At 37.2% G+C, this 17,759-nt stretch carries 15 protein-coding genes; 13 read left to right on the plus strand and 2 right to left on the minus strand.

From position 1 onward, the window contains the following. The first annotated feature begins 46 nt into the window (after positions 1 to 46). The 13 genes from DK207_RS15065 (at position 47) to galE (ending at position 15,232) form a co-directional block, all read left to right on the plus strand. Entirely contained in the window at positions 47 to 1,159 is a 1,113-nt protein-coding gene (locus DK207_RS15065; protein ID WP_162540249.1) for a D-glucuronyl C5-epimerase family protein, read from the plus strand. Then, positions 1,156 to 2,391 (plus strand): hypothetical protein, encoded by a 1,236-nt coding sequence (locus DK207_RS15070; protein ID WP_109441895.1) that lies wholly within the window; start codon positions 1,156 to 1,158, stop codon positions 2,389 to 2,391. Before DK207_RS15065 ends, DK207_RS15070 begins: the two co-directional genes overlap by 4 nt. Beyond that, a complete protein-coding gene (locus DK207_RS15075) occupies positions 2,391 to 3,497 on the plus strand; it encodes a glycosyltransferase family 4 protein (protein WP_109441896.1) in 1,107 nt (368 codons plus the stop codon). The genes DK207_RS15070 and DK207_RS15075 overlap by 1 nt, the downstream gene beginning before the upstream one ends. A 3-nt stretch (positions 3,498 to 3,500) precedes the next feature. Next, positions 3,501 to 4,571: a non-hydrolyzing UDP-N-acetylglucosamine 2-epimerase gene (wecB, locus tag DK207_RS15080; protein WP_109441897.1), complete on the plus strand. Its 1,071-nt coding sequence runs from the start codon at positions 3,501 to 3,503 to the stop codon at positions 4,569 to 4,571. Between the two features lie 6 nt (positions 4,572 to 4,577). After that, positions 4,578 to 5,813 (plus strand): glycosyltransferase family 4 protein, encoded by a 1,236-nt coding sequence (locus DK207_RS15085; protein WP_109441898.1) that lies wholly within the window; start codon positions 4,578 to 4,580, stop codon positions 5,811 to 5,813. 3 nt (positions 5,814 to 5,816) lie between these two features. Further along, positions 5,817 to 6,431, plus strand: coding sequence for a sugar transferase (locus DK207_RS15090; protein WP_109441899.1), 615 nt, complete (start codon positions 5,817 to 5,819; stop codon positions 6,429 to 6,431). Beyond that, positions 6,418 to 7,080 (plus strand): acetyltransferase, encoded by a 663-nt coding sequence (locus DK207_RS15095; protein WP_109441900.1) that lies wholly within the window; start codon positions 6,418 to 6,420, stop codon positions 7,078 to 7,080. The genes DK207_RS15090 and DK207_RS15095 overlap by 14 nt, the downstream gene beginning before the upstream one ends. A 100-nt stretch (positions 7,081 to 7,180) precedes the next feature. Further along, positions 7,181 to 8,356, plus strand: coding sequence for a DegT/DnrJ/EryC1/StrS family aminotransferase (locus DK207_RS15100; RefSeq protein ID WP_109441901.1), 1,176 nt, complete (start codon positions 7,181 to 7,183; stop codon positions 8,354 to 8,356). Positions 8,357 to 8,507: 151 nt separating this feature from the next. Further along, entirely contained in the window at positions 8,508 to 10,382 is a 1,875-nt protein-coding gene (locus DK207_RS15105) for a polysaccharide biosynthesis protein (protein WP_109441902.1), read from the plus strand. A gap of 13 nt (positions 10,383 to 10,395) precedes the next feature. Further along, a complete protein-coding gene (gene galU / locus DK207_RS15110) occupies positions 10,396 to 11,271 on the plus strand; it encodes a UTP--glucose-1-phosphate uridylyltransferase GalU (protein WP_109441903.1) in 876 nt (291 codons plus the stop codon). 16 nt (positions 11,272 to 11,287) lie between these two features. Beyond that, positions 11,288 to 12,547: a nucleotide sugar dehydrogenase gene (locus tag DK207_RS15115; protein WP_109441904.1), complete on the plus strand. Its 1,260-nt coding sequence runs from the start codon at positions 11,288 to 11,290 to the stop codon at positions 12,545 to 12,547. Between the two features lie 2 nt (positions 12,548 to 12,549). After that, a complete protein-coding gene (gene pgi / locus DK207_RS15120; RefSeq protein ID WP_109441905.1) occupies positions 12,550 to 14,223 on the plus strand; it encodes a glucose-6-phosphate isomerase in 1,674 nt (557 codons plus the stop codon). After that, on the plus strand, positions 14,216 to 15,232 hold the full coding sequence (gene galE, locus DK207_RS15125) for a UDP-glucose 4-epimerase GalE (RefSeq protein ID WP_109441906.1): 1,017 nt from the start codon (positions 14,216 to 14,218) through the stop codon (positions 15,230 to 15,232). Before pgi ends, galE begins: the two co-directional genes overlap by 8 nt. Positions 15,233 to 15,280: 48 nt before the next feature. Here the strand turns inward: galE and DK207_RS15130 are convergent, their stop codons facing one another. Both DK207_RS15130 and DK207_RS15135 read right to left on the minus strand, forming a co-directional pair. Then, positions 15,281 to 16,651, minus strand: coding sequence for a phosphomannomutase CpsG (locus tag DK207_RS15130; RefSeq protein WP_109441907.1), 1,371 nt, complete (start codon positions 16,649 to 16,651; stop codon positions 15,281 to 15,283). 197 nt (positions 16,652 to 16,848) lie between these two features. Further along, positions 16,849 to 17,759, minus strand: a 911-nt coding sequence (locus tag DK207_RS15135; RefSeq protein WP_109441908.1) for an aromatic amino acid transaminase, incomplete at its 5' end; no start/stop codon positions are given.

A 17,759-nucleotide genomic window follows, 5' to 3' on the forward strand; every position in this document is an offset into this window, starting at 1 on the left:
ATAGTTATAGTTGTGATTGGGGCTTTGATATTAAATGAGGTTGTGTATGGCTTGCTTTAAGAAATCCATAATTTTTATAGTGTGGTTTGCCCTGGTCAGTTTTATATTTAATAAGTATGCTTATGAAATATTTGAGTTTAATACTTCTTTAAGAGTTTTTATCAAAGAAGGTAAAACCTCCCATCGTGAATTTGATGAAAAAGGCTTACCAATTTCATATTCTGCTAGAATAGGGGAGTATCAATCACCTTTTTATGTGGTTCACTATGCTATTATATATTCAGAGCATATTGGTTATGAAAATAAAGGAAATAAGTTAATATGGAGAGAAGATCCATCTTTAGAATACTGGAATGTTTATCCAGACTTAAATGATCAAGAGAAAAATAAAATTTACTTTAAGAATAGCGTCGATTGGTTAGTTGATAATGTAGATTATTCTTTAAATGGTAAAGCTCATTATTTGTATAATTTTGATTGGCCATATAAGGGCTTTAATAATAACAAGCTAGAATCGGGTTGGTGGTCTGGTCTTACAGATGCTTATGCAATTATACCACTACTACGTGCTTATGAAATATATGGTGAAGAAAAATACTATAAAGTTGCAAGAGATTTATATAATTCTTCATTAACAAAATATGAGGAATTCGGAAGTTTAACTTATTTAAATGGACAACCATGGATTGAAGAATACATGGATAGAAATATTACAGATCAAAATAACCTTCCATATGTGTTTAATGGCATGGTTTATTCAACTTTTGGTATTCAAGCATATGAATCTCTAGATAAGGAATCAAAAAATATTTCAAATAAGCTTTTAGAATCAATTGCAAAAAATGTAAGTCAATTTAATAATAATGGTTGGTCTTATTATGATTTATACCAGAATAGTAACAATATAAAATATCATCTTGTTCATGCTAGTTTATTAGATTATTTGATAAAAAATGATTTAAATAAAGTAATAAAAGATAAAAACTTGACTTTATCTGAATATACATCAAAAGAGTGGAATGTAAAAAGTAAAAACTTAGGTTTTAACTATTTAGTGTATGGAAATAAGGTGTTTGCATACTATCATTTTTTATTTTTATATATTTTATTTTTATTGATAGGCCTTGTTCTTGTTTTTTTTAGAAGGACTAAATTTTGAAATATTTGTCACCATATTTATTTAATGCTATTTATATTGCTACTGTTTATTGGCTTATAAATATTGTTTGTAGTGAGTTTGGTTATATTTCAGGGTATGGCTGTGATATTGGTTTTAAAAGCAGTCATGTTTATCATGCTTTTATGGCGTGGTTTGGTGGTTTATTTTTAAATTATAAAGGAAAAAAGCCTGGAGATTTAATATTAGTTTTTTTATATTACTTTTCTCTTGTTCCAACTATCTTGTATTTGCCTAAGCAAGTTGTTGGGAATGACTTTATTATATTGGTATATTCTTTATATATTTTATTTTGTTTTATTTTTATTTCTTATTTTAATAATAAAATTAAAATTAAATTTCCTTTGGTGGATATTGATTATAAATGGTTGATAGGTTTTATCTATTTTCTAGTTGTAACTTGTTTTTTTATTTTGATATTTAATCTTGGTTTCACCTTAACTTTACCTGATATTACTGATGTTTATGGTGTGAGGGCAGAATTTAAAGAATCATCAAATATTTATGTAGGTTATGCAACAATGCTTGGTGGGTATCTTTTTTCACCTTTACTTTTTATCTTAGCTTTAAAACAAAGTAATAAGTGGTTAAAAGTTATTTTTATTTTTACTTCTATTTCGCTTAGTTATGTTATTTTCACTTCATCTGGATTAAAGAGTATTGCTTTTTCACTATTTGTGGTTTTATTTTTTTATTTTTCACTGCGTAATATTAATAACTTTGGCTACTTTTTTTCGATTTTTTTGCCAAGTTTTATTATAATTAATATTGTTGTTTTTAAGCTAATGGGGATTAAGATTGTAGTTTTACATTGGTTGAGAAGAGTGATTGTTGCTCCAGGGTCAAATGGTGCTAAATTTTTCGAATACTTTGTTGTCTATAATAATGAAAATACAAAATATGCTCCTCATTTAATTTCTGAATATTATTATAATACTATAGGGTCTGCTAATTCAGGTTTTTTTGGTGAGGCTGTAGGTCGATTTGGCTGGCATGGTTTAATAATTAACTCTTTTATTTTGTTGTTAATATTGATTTTTTCAAATAGTTTAACAAAGTATATTGGAGCAAATATATTATGTGCTTTAATGATTCTGATTGGTTATGCTTTATGTAATAGCTCATTTTATACAGTTCTATTATCATATGGATTTATTCCATGTATATTAATTTTATATCTTTTTAGTTACTCTGGTTATTTAAGGAAATCTTGATGAAAATTTGTCATTTAACCTCTGCTCATCCAAGATTTGATATTCGTATTTTTAGAAAACAATGTAGCTCTTTATCTAAAAAATTTACTACCTTTCTGGTTGTTGCAGATGGTATTGGGAATGAGGTCAATAATAATATAAATATTATTGATATTGGGAAACCAAGTTCAAGGCAAGATAGAATTTTTAATACTCCTAATAAAGTTTTGAAAGCTGCGCTAGATATTAATGCTGATATTTATCATTTACATGATCCAGAATTATTATTTATTGCATTAAAATTAAAAAATAGTGGTAAAAAAGTAATTTTTGATGCTCACGAAGACCTTCCTAAGCAAATATTAGCTAAACCTTACCTAAATCTATTTTTAGCAAAAATTATTTCTATGTTTGCTAAATATTATGAAGAATATATATGTTCAAAACTTGATTGTATAGTAACAGCTACTCCTGCTATTCGAGATAAATTTTCTAAATTTTGTAAAAAAGTTATTGATATTAATAACTATCCATTATTGGGAGAGCTTACGCCATTAGATAAAGATTGGTCGAAAATTCAAAATGAAATTGCATATGTCGGTGGAATTTCAAAAATACGAGGAATTGAACAGGTAGTAAGTTCTTTAAGTCTATTAAAAACTTCCACAAAATTAAATCTTGTAGGCTCTTTTGGCGAAAAAATTACTTATGAAAATGCTCGGAGAAGTGAGGGATGGTCGAGAGTTAATGAACTCGGACAGCTAAATAGAAATGAAGTTAAAGAGGTTTTACAGTCATCTGTAGCTGGGTTGGTAACTTTCTTACCTGTGCCAAATCATATCGATGCACAACCGAATAAAATGTTTGAATACATGAGTGCTGGTATTCCTGTTATCGGTTCAAATTACCCACTATGGAAATCTATTATTGAGGGTAATAATTGTGGTATATGCGTAAATCCAGAAAGTCCTAAAGAAATTGCTGCTGCTATTGATAAATTAGTTTCAAATAAAGAGCTTGCACAAGAAATGGGTAAAAATGGTATTAACGCTGTAAATGAAAAATACAATTGGTCTATTGAAGAGGCTAAATTATTTAAGTTATACGAAGAGTTATTAGGTAGTTAACAAATGAAAATCTTAACTGTTATTGGTGCACGTCCACAGTTTATTAAAGCAAGTGTAGTTTCAGCTGCAATTGAAAAAACAGCCGGTTTATCTGAAGAAATTATTCACACTGGTCAGCATTTTGATGCCAACATGTCGAATATTTTCTTTGACCAACTAGGTATTCCAAAGCCTCATTACCAATTAGATATTAATAGCGGTAGCCACGGCTCAATGACTGGTCGCATGCTAGAAGCGATTGAAAAAATTTGCTTAGAGTCAAAACCAGATCGTTTAATGGTATATGGTGATACGAATTCAACATTAGCAGGCGCATTAGCAGCATCTAAATTACATATTCCTATTGCGCATATTGAAGCAGGTTTACGTAGTTTTAATATGCGTATGCCAGAGGAAATTAACCGAATTTTGACGGATCAAGTCAGTGATATTTTATTCTGCCCAACTGAAACTGCTGTTAAAAACTTGAAAAATGAAGGTTTTGAGGCTAAACCAGTTCAGGTTTTAAATGTGGGCGATGTGATGCAAGATTCATCAATGTTTTTTGCTGAGCGTGCAGTAAAAGGTGAAGCACTTAAAGCTGTACCTGAAAGTAATTTTATTGTTGCTACATTACACCGTGCAGAAAATACCGATGATCCTGTACGTCTAAAAGCAATTGTGGATGCATTGAATTACATTCATAACAATATTTTACCAGTCGTGCTGCCATTACACCCCCGCACACAGAAAGTTGTAAAATCTTTAGGGTTGCAATTGGATATGTTGGTGCTTGAACCAGTGGGTTATTTGGAAATGATTTGGTTGTTAAAGCATTGTAATGCAGTAGTTTCTGATAGTGGTGGTGTACAAAAAGAAGCATTTTTCTTTAAAAAGCCATGTATTACCATGCGAGATCAAACCGAATGGGTAGAGTTAATTGAAAATGGCGTGAACGTGCTTGCAGGTGCGGATACCCAAAAAATTATTGAATATACAACAGTAATGCTAAATAAAAATATTGAGGATCCTTCAAATCTATACGGCGGTGGTAAAGCATCGCAAAATATCGCGACTGTATTAGCAGGTATTTAGAGCGTTATGAATCATCAAAAAACTTTTTGGTTAATTAATCAATATAGCTCTACCCCAGAAACAGCAATGGGTGGTCGACATTATTATCTGGCCCAAGAGCTCGCAAAGAAAGGTCATCAAGTTTATGTGATTGCTGGTCGATATAGTCATCTGTTACGTAATCCAAAGCAGTTTGACGAGCAGTATTTTATTGAGGAAATTATACCTAACTTCTCATTTGTATGGGTCAATTTACCTGAATATCAGGAAGCGCATAGCAAACAGCGTGTACTAAATTGGTTTAAGTTCTCTTGGCTTTTACGTAATATGTCAAACGTAATTCCAGCCAAGCCAGATGTAATTTTATATTCATCTCCTTCTCTTATTGGTTATCTGGGTGCTAAGTATCTCGCAAACAAATTTAGGGTTCCTTTTATTTTTGAAGTAAGAGATATTTGGCCTTTAACTTTAATAGAGTTAGGCGGCCATTCCCCGAATCATCCATTTATAAAGTTCATGCATTGGATTGAGGACCGAGCATATAAAAAAGCAGATTATGTATTTTCAAATTTATACAATGCGGTTGAACATATGCAAAGCCGGGGATTGGATAAGGCAAAGTTTCACTGGATACCGAACGGTGTATCTTTAGATGAGGTTTCTCAAAAACAGCCTTTAAGTTCAGAAACAGTTGCTCAATTACCTAAGAACAAATTTATTATCGGTTATACTGGAACTATTGGCGTTGCCAATGCTATGGATGATCTTATTGAGGCAGCTCAGCATCTATCACATAATCCTGATCTACATTTCGTACTTGTGGGTTCAGGCAAAGAAAAAGAAAACTTAATAAAGAAAGCTCAATCTTTAGGTTTGCAGAATATTACATTTATTAATGCCATTCCTAAGAAACAAATCCAGTCTATGTTAGAGCAGTTTGATATTTGTTATATCGGGTGGCAGAAAAACTCACTTTATCGCTTTGGTATAGCACCCAATAAATTACCAGAATATCTTTACGCGGGAAAACCTATTATTCATGCTTTCTCCGGTAAAGGGGATATTGTTCAGCAAGCTCAAGCTGGAATTACGATTGAGGCAGAAGATCCTCAAGCTATTGTGAAGGCGGTAGAGGAACTTTATGCTTTAACGGAGGAACAACGTCAACTGTTAGGAGCAAAAGGAAAACAGTTTGTATTAGATAATCTTGAATATGGCATTATTGCTGAGAAACTTGAAAATATTGTTTTTGATAATGGATAACAAATGAAAAGATTACTGGATATTATCATTGCCTCTACTGCATTGGTCCTTTTATCTCCTTTATATGTTTTTGTGGCTTATAAAGTAAAAAAGAATCTTGGTTCACCTATTTTATTTCGTCAAACACGCCCAGGCTTACATGGTAAACCATTTGAAATGATCAAATTCCGAACCATGAAGGATGCTGTTGATGCGCAGGGTAATCCGCTACCTGATAATGAGCGTTTGACACCTTTTGGAAAAATGCTTCGTTCGACTAGCTTAGATGAAATGCCAGAGCTGTGGAACGTGATTAAAGGTGATATGAGTGTTGTAGGGCCTCGTCCATTACTGATGGAATATTTACCACTTTACAATAAAGAGCAAGCCAAACGTCATGAGGTCCGTCCAGGTATGACGGGCCATGCGCAAGTCAATGGACGAAATGCCATCAGCTGGGAAGAGAAATTTAAACTAGATACTTGGTACGTTGAAAATCAGTCAATCTGGTTAGATTTTAAGATCATGTTGAAAACTGTGAAAAAAGTAATCGCCAAAGATGATATTAATGAAGCAGGCGAAGCAACGATGACCAAGTTTACAGGTTCAGCATCGGACAATCAGAATGAACCACAATAATATTTATGCGGTTTATGGCGCCTCGGGTTGTGGTCGAAGTTTAATGCCAGTTGCTCGTCAGCACTTACAACGGATGGGCATCCAAGCCGAACTCTACTTTATAGATGACAGCTTGGTAGAGTCTCAAAAGATTAATGGTCATGTGGCATTAAACTATCAGGCTTTCAAAGATTTAAATTATTTAAATAAACATGTGCTTATCGCGATCGCCAATAGTAGTGTTAGAGAAAAGATAGCCAATCGTCTTGTAGAAGATGGAATGAATCTATGGTCTGTATATGCGGACAATACCTTATTTATGGATGAGGTTGAGATTGGAGAAGGTGCAGCACTGAGCCCATTTGTGACAATTACGTCAAACATCAAGATAGGTAAATGCTTTCATGCTAATTTGTACAGTTATGTCGAGCATGACTGTGTAATTGGCGATTACGTCACCTTTGCTCCAGGCGTTAAATGCAATGGCAATATACATATAGAAGATCATGCCTATATTGGGACAGGTGCTGTTATTAAACAGGGTACGCCTGCTAAACCTTTAATCATTGGAAAAGGTGCGGTTGTTGGAATGGGCGCGGTTGTGACCAAAAGTGTGCCAGCAGGTGTAACAGTGGTTGGCAATCCTGCACGTATATTGGAAAAGAAGTAATACAAAAATTATATGAAGAAAGACAGGTTTTTTCATATAAGTAAAATCAAAGCGGAAAGCATGCCATTTTTGATAATGGTTAATGAGAAGGTAAATTAAGATGTTAAACACTGCATTTGAACCATGGCCAAGTTTCACTCAACAAGAAGCAGATGCTGTATCTAAGGTATTGCTTTCAAATAAGGTGAACTATTGGACGGGTCAGGAGTGTCGCGAATTTGAAAAAGAGTTTGCTGTATTTGCAGGCACTCAATATGCGGTAGCTTTAGCAAATGGAACGGTTGCGTTGGACGTTGCGTTAAAAGCATTAGGTATTGGTGCAGGAGATGACGTAATTGTGACATCTCGAACCTTTCTCGCTTCAGCTAGTTCAATTGTCACAGCAGGTGCAAATCCTATATTCGCAGATGTTGAGTTGGACTCCCAAAATATTTCTCGTCGAACCATCGAAGCTGTTTTGACGCCTAATACCAAAGCCATTATCTGTGTACATTTAGCAGGTTGGATGTGTGATATGGATCCGATTATGCAGTTGGCCGAGGAAAAAGGCCTGTATGTTATTGAAGATTGTGCACAGGCACATGGTGCTCAATATAAAGGTAAGCCTGCAGGATCTATCGGGCATATTTCAGCCTGGTCATTCTGCCAGGACAAGATCATGACTACAGGTGGTGAAGGTGGTATGGTCACCACCAATGATGAAAAACTTTGGAAAAAAATGTGGTCTTATAAAGACCATGGTAAGAGCTACGATAGCGTTTATAACAAACAACATCCCCCAGGTTTCCGATGGTTACATGATTCGTTTGGCACGAATTGGCGTATGATGGAAATGCAGGCTGTGATTGGTCGTATTCAGTTACAACGTATGTCTGAATGGACTCAGCAGCGGACAATCAATGCTGAAAAGATATGGGCTGCTTTTGAAGGTTCACCATATTTCACAGTGCACCGTCCAAATGGTGATTATATTCATGCTCATTATAAGTGTTATGTACAAATTAATGAGCATGCGTTACCTGAAGGCTGGTCACGTGATCGAGTAATGCAAGAAATTAATGCTCAGCAAGTACCATGTTTTAGTGGTTCGTGCTCAGAAGTTTATTTGGAACATGCTTTTGAAGGTACGCCTTGGCGACCGGCTGAGCGCCTTAAAAATGCGCAACAACTCGGTGAAACGAGTTTAATGTTTCTGGTTCATCCAACTTTGAGTGAGTTGAATGTTCAAAAAACCGTGGATGTAATTAAGAAATTACATGCAATGATGGCTAATTAGAGTCGCAGACTAATTCATAAAAAATATTAGGATATGAGATGCGTATCCTACTATTTCAAAAATAGTGTACATCATATGTAAAAGTTATTTCGAGTGAGATCAGAAGTGCGTATAAAGATCGAACTGAAAGTAGGATGATTAGAAGATCACTGTGAAAAAGATTATTCATCAATTCGCCTCAGCACCACGGCAATTTAAGCAAATTTTTCTTATTTTTTTGGATGCTTTAGCTTTCCCTGTGATTTTATGGTTGTGCTATGTCATTCGTTTATTTGATTTAGGTGCAGAAGTTATTCCTGGTATTGATCATGGGATTGCACTTGTAAGCCTCATTGCCGTGCTAAGTCTAGGTTTAACAGGCGTTTATCATTTTATTGTACGTACATTTAACGAAGTCTTTATTGTTAAGTTGGCAATTTCGGTTGCATTAACCATGGCTGCTTTGTACATACTCAATATGTGTACACAGGCTTATGTCCCGATGTCGATACCATTCATGTATGGTTTCATGATGTTTGCTTGGGTATGGCTCAGTCGTGCAATTATTCGTTTTATTATTAAGGCATCTTACTATTCAGAAATTGGACGTAAAAGAATTGCGATTTATGGTGCCGGTAATGCGGGACAGCAAATTGCGGCGGCATTACATCGTTCGGATGATCATTTACCTGTATTTTTTATTGATGATTATACCTCTTTACAGGGGCAAAGTGTCGGTGGTTTAAAGGTCTATGGGGTAGAAAAAGCCCTACAGCGTTTCCAAAAAGATCGCATCGATGAAATCCTTTTGGCGATCCCTTCTGTTGGGCGTGTACGTAAAACTGAAATCATTCAACAGTTTGAATCTGCACGACTTAAAATCACAGAGTTACCGGGTTTAACCCAGTTAGTGGATGGCGAGATTCGGGTTTCTGATATTCAGGAAGTTGATATTATTGACTTACTGGGACGTGATCCTGTGCCACCAATTGCTCATCTGTTGGTTAAAAATATTCAAGATAAAGTCGTGATGGTGACAGGTGCAGGTGGTTCAATTGGCTCAGAGCTATGCCGTCAAATTATTAAAAATAAACCCAAACTTTTGGTTATATATGAACTAACCGAGTTTGCGCTTTACGATATTGATAAAGAGCTAAGACGCACCGCAACTTGCGACATTGTTCCTATATTAGGAACGGTACAAGATCAACAAAAGCTTGAGCGAATTATCGAACAATATCACATCCAGACAGTCTATCATGCCGCGGCGTATAAACATGTACCGTTAGTTGAATGTAACCCAATTGCAGGCTTAAAAAACAATGCAATTGGAACCGCAAATAGTTTGAATGCGGCAGTGAAAAAAGGTGTAGAAACCTTTGTTCTCATTTCAACGGATAAAGCAGTTCGTCCAACCAATGTGATGGGTGCTTCTAAACGTATGGCTGAGCTTTATTGTCAGGCAGTGGCCGAGACGCAGCCGAATACACAAATCAGTATCGTTCGTTTTGGTAATGTTCTCGGTTCTTCTGGTTCTGTGGTGCCATTATTTAAACAGCAAATCGCTGTTGGTGGTCCCATCACTGTGACGCATCCAGATGTGACACGCTATTTTATGACCATTCCCGAGGCATCTCAGTTGGTGATTCAGGCTGGCGCATTAGGTTCGGGCGGTGATGTATTCTTACTGGATATGGGAGAACCTGTTCGTATCCAAGATCTCGCGCGTCAAATGATTAAACTCAGTGGTTTAAAAGTACGTGAAGCGGGTTCTTTAGAAGGTGATATTGAAATTGCGTACAGTGGTTTAAGACCTGGTGAAAAACTGTATGAAGAGTTACTGATTGATCAGGAAAATACAGAATACACCCAGCATACGCGAATTCTTCGTTCTTTCGAAAAGCATTATCCGTTAGAAGAAATCCAAGAAATTTTTGCTAGAATCAATCAAATGACGGCAATTGACCATGATGTCGATTGGGCATTGACCCAGCTTGAACATTATGTTGACGGTTATAAGCGTAGCGGCGAAGTCAGAGTGAATTAATTTGAGAGAAGTTATGATCAAAAAAGCAATTTTACCTGTTGCAGGTTTAGGTACGCGTTTTCTGCCAGCGAGTAAATCTATTCCAAAAGAAATGGTCACGGTAGTGGATCGTCCTGCGATTGAATATGTTGTGAATGAAGCTGTGAAGGCTGGAATCGAGCAAATCATTTTGGTGACCCATTCCTCCAAAGCATCTATCGAAAATTATTTTGATCGTAATTTTGAGCTTGAGACGACTTTAGAACAAAAGCAGAAATTTGATTTACTCAAAGAAATTACTGATATCTTGCCGAAACATGTCAGTGTAGTCAGTGTACGTCAGCCGCAGCCTTTGGGGCTTGGACATGCTGTGCTTTGTGCGAAAGATATCGTGGGTAATGAAGCTTTTGCGGTGTTATTGCCAGATGTGTTGGTGAAAGATGCTGCGACAGAAAATGATTTATCGTTGATGATTCAACGCTTTGAACAATCACAAGCTGCTCAGATCATGGTGGAAGCGGTGCCTGATCATTTAGTCGATCAATATGGTATCGTTGATGTGGCAAATTCTCCGAATGAAGGAGAGAGTATTGTCATGCAAGGGATTGTAGAGAAACCAGCAGTAGGAACGGCGCCTTCGAATTTATCGGTGGTGGGGCGATATATCTTACCAGCGAAAATTATGGCGATGTTGGAAAATACCCCACGTGGCGCGGGCAATGAAATTCAATTGACCGATGCGATTGCCAGTTTACAGCAGCTTGAGGCTGTTGAAGCCTATCGTATGAAAGGCCAGACCTTTGATTGCGGTAGTAAGATTGGTTATCTTAAAGCTGTATTACATTATGGTATTGAACATCCAAAATTGGGTGAAGATTTTAAGGGCTTAATTCGTGAGTTAGCCCTGTAGGTTAGGGTTAACGGTTATGAAAATTGCAATTTTTGGCAATACCTTATATGCAGGAGTAATGTCTGCGCTACTTTCTGAATCTGGACACTTTGTGTATTGGTGTTCAGATACGCAGAAACAAGAACATAGTTTGCACTATGTGTTTCATGATGAAAATGTCAGCCGTTTATTAGAAAAACAGTTGAAAAGTGGTTTTCTAAAATATGCTGCGCTTCAAGATCTACCCTTAGATATTGATGGATACTTATTTAGCTTTAACCAAACTCAAGAAACCTTCGTATTTGAGCTTTTAGACGCCCTAAAACAACGGACTATTATTCATCCTAAGTTGATGATCAATGCCTCTACCTTTGGTTTGCATGGCACGGAAAAAATGCAGCAGATCCTTTCGGAAGATGATTGGGTGTATTTGCCTGACACGATCCAAGAAGGTAATGCCCTACAAAGTTTGACTCAGGCTAAGCAGTTAATTGTTGGATGTTTGGATAACCGTGCCCAAAGCAAAGTAAAAGAGTTGTTAAGACCTTTTTTCCCATTAGAGCAACAATATTTGTTCATGCCGATTTTAGATGCGGAGTTTACCAAACTTAGTATCTCAGGCATGTTGGCAACCCGAATAAGCTATATAAATGATTTAGCGGTGGTTGCTGAAAAACTCGGTATCGATATTGCTTCGGTCAGACAGGGTATGGCTGCAGATAATCGTATTGGCGATGCTTACCTATATCCTGGCGCTGGCTTTGGTGGGGAGAATTTTTCTCATGATGTTTTGACCTTGGCGAGTACCGTGGCAAATACTGGCGTCAAAAGTCAATTACTTGCGCAAGTTTGGGACATTAATGAGCAACAAAAAGAAATTCTGTTCCGTAAATTATGGAATTATTATCATGGTGAATTGGAAGCAAAAACCATAGCAATATGGGGAGCTTCCTTTAAGGAAAATACTTCAAGTATTCAACAATCACCGATACACCAGATGCTAAAAGCGTTGTGGGCACAAGGTGTAACGGTGCGTTTACATGATCCACAAGCATTAGATGAAATTGCGATGATTTATGGTGAAAGACCCGATTTAATCCTCTGTGATGATCAGTATGATGCGGTTCGTCATGCCCACGGACTATGCACCTTAACGGCATGGAAGCAATATTGGAGTCCTGACTTTAGACAGTTGCTACAATTAATGGAACATCCTTTGATTTTAGATGGACGTAATATTTATGATCCTCATTATGTGAAATCACAAGGTTTTGCTTATATGGGCGTGGGGCGTTAATTATGGCTAAACACATACAGCCTTTTCCTATACAAGAGCAGGCTTCCGTTTTAGAGCATCTAGTATCTTTACAAACGCAATTTAAAGATATACATCTCAACACCTTGTTTGCAGAAGATCCTGCACGTTTTAGCCGTTTTTCGGTTGAGCATGATCAAATTGTCTTTGATTTTAGTAAGCATCGTGTTGATCAACATATTTTAAAAGCTTTAGTTGAATTCGCAAATGCACAAAGTTTAGGACAATGGATCAAAAAATTATTTTCAACTGAACAAATTAATTATACCGAGCAGCGTGCTGCGATGCATTGGGCTCTGCGGTTACCCCAAGATTCAGCTTTTCATCCTGAAATTACAGCACAAGTCCATACACAACTTGATCGTATGTATGCCTTAGTAGAAAAAATTCACGCTGGGCAATATCGCGGTGCTACGGGTGAGGTGATTCAGGATGTGGTCAATATTGGTGTGGGTGGATCAGACTTGGGTCCATTGATGGTGACTCACGCACTGTCTGATTTTAAAGTACCGACTGCTAAACCTTTAGCCGTTCATTTTGTTTCCACCATGGATGGAAGTCAGTTATCTGATTTATTACATCAGTTACGACCAGAAACGACGCTGTTTATTATTTCATCAAAATCGTTTGGCACTATTGATACGCTTTCCAATGCACAAACTGTCCGTCAATGGTTAGAAAAAGCTTTAGGTAGCAATGACAAAATTCTAAAAAATCATTTTATTGGGGTTTCAACTAAGCCTGAAAAAATGACGGAATGGGGAATTGCATCTGATAAACAATTGTTACTTTGGGATTGGGTGGGTGGTCGCTATTCCCTATGGTCCTGTATTGGTTTACCAATTGCGTTAACCATTGGTGTAGCAGGTTTTAAGCAATTGTTAGCGGGTGCGCATGCGATTGACCAACATTTTCAAAACGCGTCATTTCATCAAAATATTCCAGTCCTGATGGGTTTGTTAGGCGCATGGAATAACAATTTTCTGGATATCCAGACCCATGCTGTATTGCCATATGATGGACGTTTGAAATATTTTGCGGCGTATTTACAGCAATTGGAAATGGAGTCGAATGGGAAGTCGATTCAGCGAAATGGCGAAAAAGTTGATACTGCAACCTGTCCAATTGTGTGGGGAGAGGTTGGACCAAATGCACAGCATGCATTTTATCAACTTTTACATCAAGGCACACATTCGGTGAGTTGCGATTTCATTGCACCCGTGAAACGCTATAATGGGAATCAATTTACTTATGTAGAGAATGCAGATGCGTTCGTTGAACAGCATCATCTAGCATTATCAAATTGTTTGGCACAATCACGATTATTGGCCTTTGGTAATCAAGCACTTGCTGCTGATGAGTTACAAAATTTACCTGCTTATAAGCAGTATGAAGGTAATCAACCAAGCTCAACAATATTATTAAAAGAGCTGAATCCTTATAGTTTAGGAATGTTGATTGCAATGTATGAACATAAAGTCTTTGTGCAATCAGTCTTGTGGAATATTAATCCTTTTGATCAATGGGGTGTGGAAAAAGGTAAGGAGATAGCGAATCAGTTGTTACCAATTTTAAATGGTGAGCAAGCTGACTTATCTGCCTTCGATGCTTCGACACAAGGATTATTGAAAATATTATTAGGAAAGACTGATGGCTAAAATTTTAGTCACAGGTGGTGCTGGCTATATTGGTTCGCATACCTGTTTAGAGTTACTTGATGCGGGTCATGAGGTGATCGTTTTTGATAATTTATCCAATAGTTCTGAAACCTCTCTAGCACGTGTTCAAAAATTAGCAAATCGATCCTTAATTTTTATTCAAGGTGACATTCGTGATCAAACTGATTTGGATCAAGTCTTTCAAGATCATGAAATTGAAGCAGTGATTCATTTTGCTGGTTTAAAAGCTGTGGGTGAGAGTCAGGTTAAACCTTCGATTTATTTTGACAATAATATTTCCGGTAGTATTCAACTTATAAAGTCGATGGAACAAGCAGGCGTGTGCACACTCGTCTTTAGTTCCTCAGCAACGGTTTATGGTGAGTTAAATTCATCTCCTTATCAGGAGGATATGCCATTAAATTTACCCAATAATAATTATGGCTATACAAAATTGGTCATTGAACAAATGTTGGAGAAGTTAAGCGTAGCTGATCCTCGTTGGTCGATTGCACTATTGCGGTATTTCAACCCAGTGGGAGCGCATAAAAGTGGTCAAATTGGTGAAGATCCTCAAGGAATTCCAAATAATCTGATGCCATTTGTTACTCAGGTCGCTGTAGGTAGAAGAGAAAAATTATCCATCTTTGGTAAGGATTATTCCACTACAGATGGAACCTGCGAGCGAGATTTTATTCATGTAGTTGACTTAGCACGGGCCCATGTATTAGCCGTTAATAATCGCTTAAATCATCATGGATGTCGGGCTTGGAATATTGGTACAGGAAAGCCAATTTCAGTATTACAAATCAAAGAGACATTTGAAAAAGTGAATGGTGTAACGATTAAAACAGAATTTGTCGAACGTAGAGAAGGGGACTTACCAGCTTTTTATGCGGACGCATCTCGTGCTGAGCAAGAGTTGGGGTGGAAAGCTCAGCATACGTTGGAAGATATGCTCGCTGACAGTTGGAATTGGCAAAAGCAAAATCCAAATGGATATCATTAAAAAATTATAAAAAAAGGAGCTCGAAGCTCCTTTTTTTATTGAATCGAATTATCCTTGAATCAATGCAGTTAGCTCATCCACATAACTTTGCATTGGTTGAGAATTTTTGTCGGCGCGACTTTCAATATTGAGGCGAAGTAATGGTTCGGTATTGGAGGCGCGGACATTCAAACGCCAAGCACCAAAATCAAGACTGACCCCATCAGTACGGTCGATTTGTGGATTTTGATCGGCATAATGATCAAAGATTTTTTGCACCGTTGCTTGAGTGTCTGCTACTTTGAAATTGATTTCGCCGCTACATGGGAACTTGGCAATCATATTTTCAACCAATGTTGAAAGTGATTGATCTGTCTCAGAAAGCAGGGCAATGGTGAGTAACCAAGGAATCATACCGCTATCGCAATAAGCAAAATCTCGGAAATAATGATGTGCACTCATTTCTCCGCCGTAAACGGCATTGTGCTCACGCATCACGTCTTTAATAAAGGCATGCCCAGATTTTGATTGAACCGCGACGCCATCATATTGCTCTACGATATCAAAGGTATTCCAAACTAGACGTGGATCATGCACAATTTTCTCACCTGATTGTTTAATCAAGAATGCTTGTGCCAATAAACCAACAATGTAATAGCCTTCAATAAATTGACCTTTTTCATCAAATAGGAAGCAGCGGTCAAAGTCACCATCCCATGCAATACCCATATCTGCATGATGTGCAAGCACAGCATCGCGAGTACTATCTCGATTTTCAATTAAAATTGGGTTCGGAATCCCATTTGGGAAAGTGCCATCTGCTTCATGGTGAATTTTAATAAATTCAACAGGAATATTCAGTTGTTGGAATTTCTGCTCAATCGCATCAATCACATGACCTGCTGCGCCATTACCTGCATTCACCACCAGCTTGAGTGGTTTAATTTTCTGAGGATCGATATAGGTTAACAAGTGATCGATAAACTCAGGTAAAATATTATAGTTTTCAGTTGTACCTTTTTGCTCAACTTCTATAAAAGCACCTGATTCTGCAAGGGCTTGGATGTCTTTTAATCCTGTATCAGCACTGATTGGACGTGCATTTTCACGGACCAATTTCATACCGTTGTAGTCCATTGGATTATGGCTGGCAGTCACTTCAATGCCACCTTGTACATCAAGATGAAAAGCGCCGAAGTAGACTTCTTCAGTGCCCGTCATACCCAAATCTAGAACGTTGACGCCTGCATCATTTAGACCACGAATGGTCGCTTGTTTTAAACCTTCACTACTTAAACGGATGTCACAACCAATCACAATTTTCTTAGGTTGATAGATTTGTCCGTACGCACGACCAATTTTATAGGCGATGTCTTCGTTCAGTTCTGTACCTAATTTTCCGCGAATATCATACGCTTTGAAGCAAGTCAGTTGAGTCATTTTTTAAAGAGCTGTTTGTAGTTTATCAATGTGTTGCAGTATACAAAGACTCGGCTGGATTGAACATTGATTGATACAGATTTAATCATTAATGGTTTTTATATCTAAGTTTGGTGATCAAATCTAAATATTTGTGTCGTAAATAAAAAAGGTTGTTTCACGTGAAACAACCTTTTTAAGTTTAGCAATTCAGTTTCTTAAGCTGATTTTGCTAAAACTTCAGCCATCGCGTTTGCAACTTTATAAATATTATTCATATTTAAACCTGCAACACAGATACGACCACTGCGTACAAGGTAAATTGCATATTCTTCACGTAAGGTATCAACTTGTTCGCCTGTCAAACCTGTGTAGCTGAACATCCCTTTTTGGTTGACTAGGTAGCTAAAGTCACGGTCAGGAAGTGCTTTCGTCAACTCATCTTTTAAGATGCTACGCATTTTGATAATACGCTCACGCATCTCTTTGACTTCACCTTGCCATTGTTGATTTAGATCAGCGTCATTGAGCACTTGATCAACCAACCATGCACCTGTTGTTGGTGGGCTAGAGTAGATACGACGTACTGTTGCTTTTAATTGACCGAATGTGCATTGTGCTGCTTCAGCATCATCACATACGAAGGTTAAACCGCCAACACGCTCACCATAAAGTGAGAAGATTTTAGAAAATGAGTTGCTGACGATGAAGTTCAAACCTGCTTGGTCTAAAGCACGAATTGCATAAGCATCTTGCTCCATACCATCGCCAAAGCCTTGGTAAGCGATGTCGAGGAATGGAATCAGGTTACGCTCTTTTAATACCGCAATCACTTGATCCCACTGTGCTGGATTTAGATCCGCACCAGTCGGGTTGTGGCAGCAAGGGTGTAACAACACGATGCTTTGTTCTGGCAAAGTTTTTAGTGTCGACAACATGCCATCAAAATCAACACCACGCGTTTCTGCATCGAAGTATGGATAGAAGTTGCTCTTGATACCTGCACCGTTGAAGATCGCAACATGGTTATCCCACGTTGGTTGGCTCACCCAGACTTCTGAATTTGGGAAATAGGTTTTTAAGAAATCTGCACCCACTTTTAATGCACCTGAACCACCCAGTGTCTGAA

It is taken from the genome of Acinetobacter haemolyticus (assembly GCF_900406815.1).
GTDB lineage: Bacteria > Pseudomonadota > Gammaproteobacteria > Pseudomonadales > Moraxellaceae > Acinetobacter > Acinetobacter haemolyticus_A.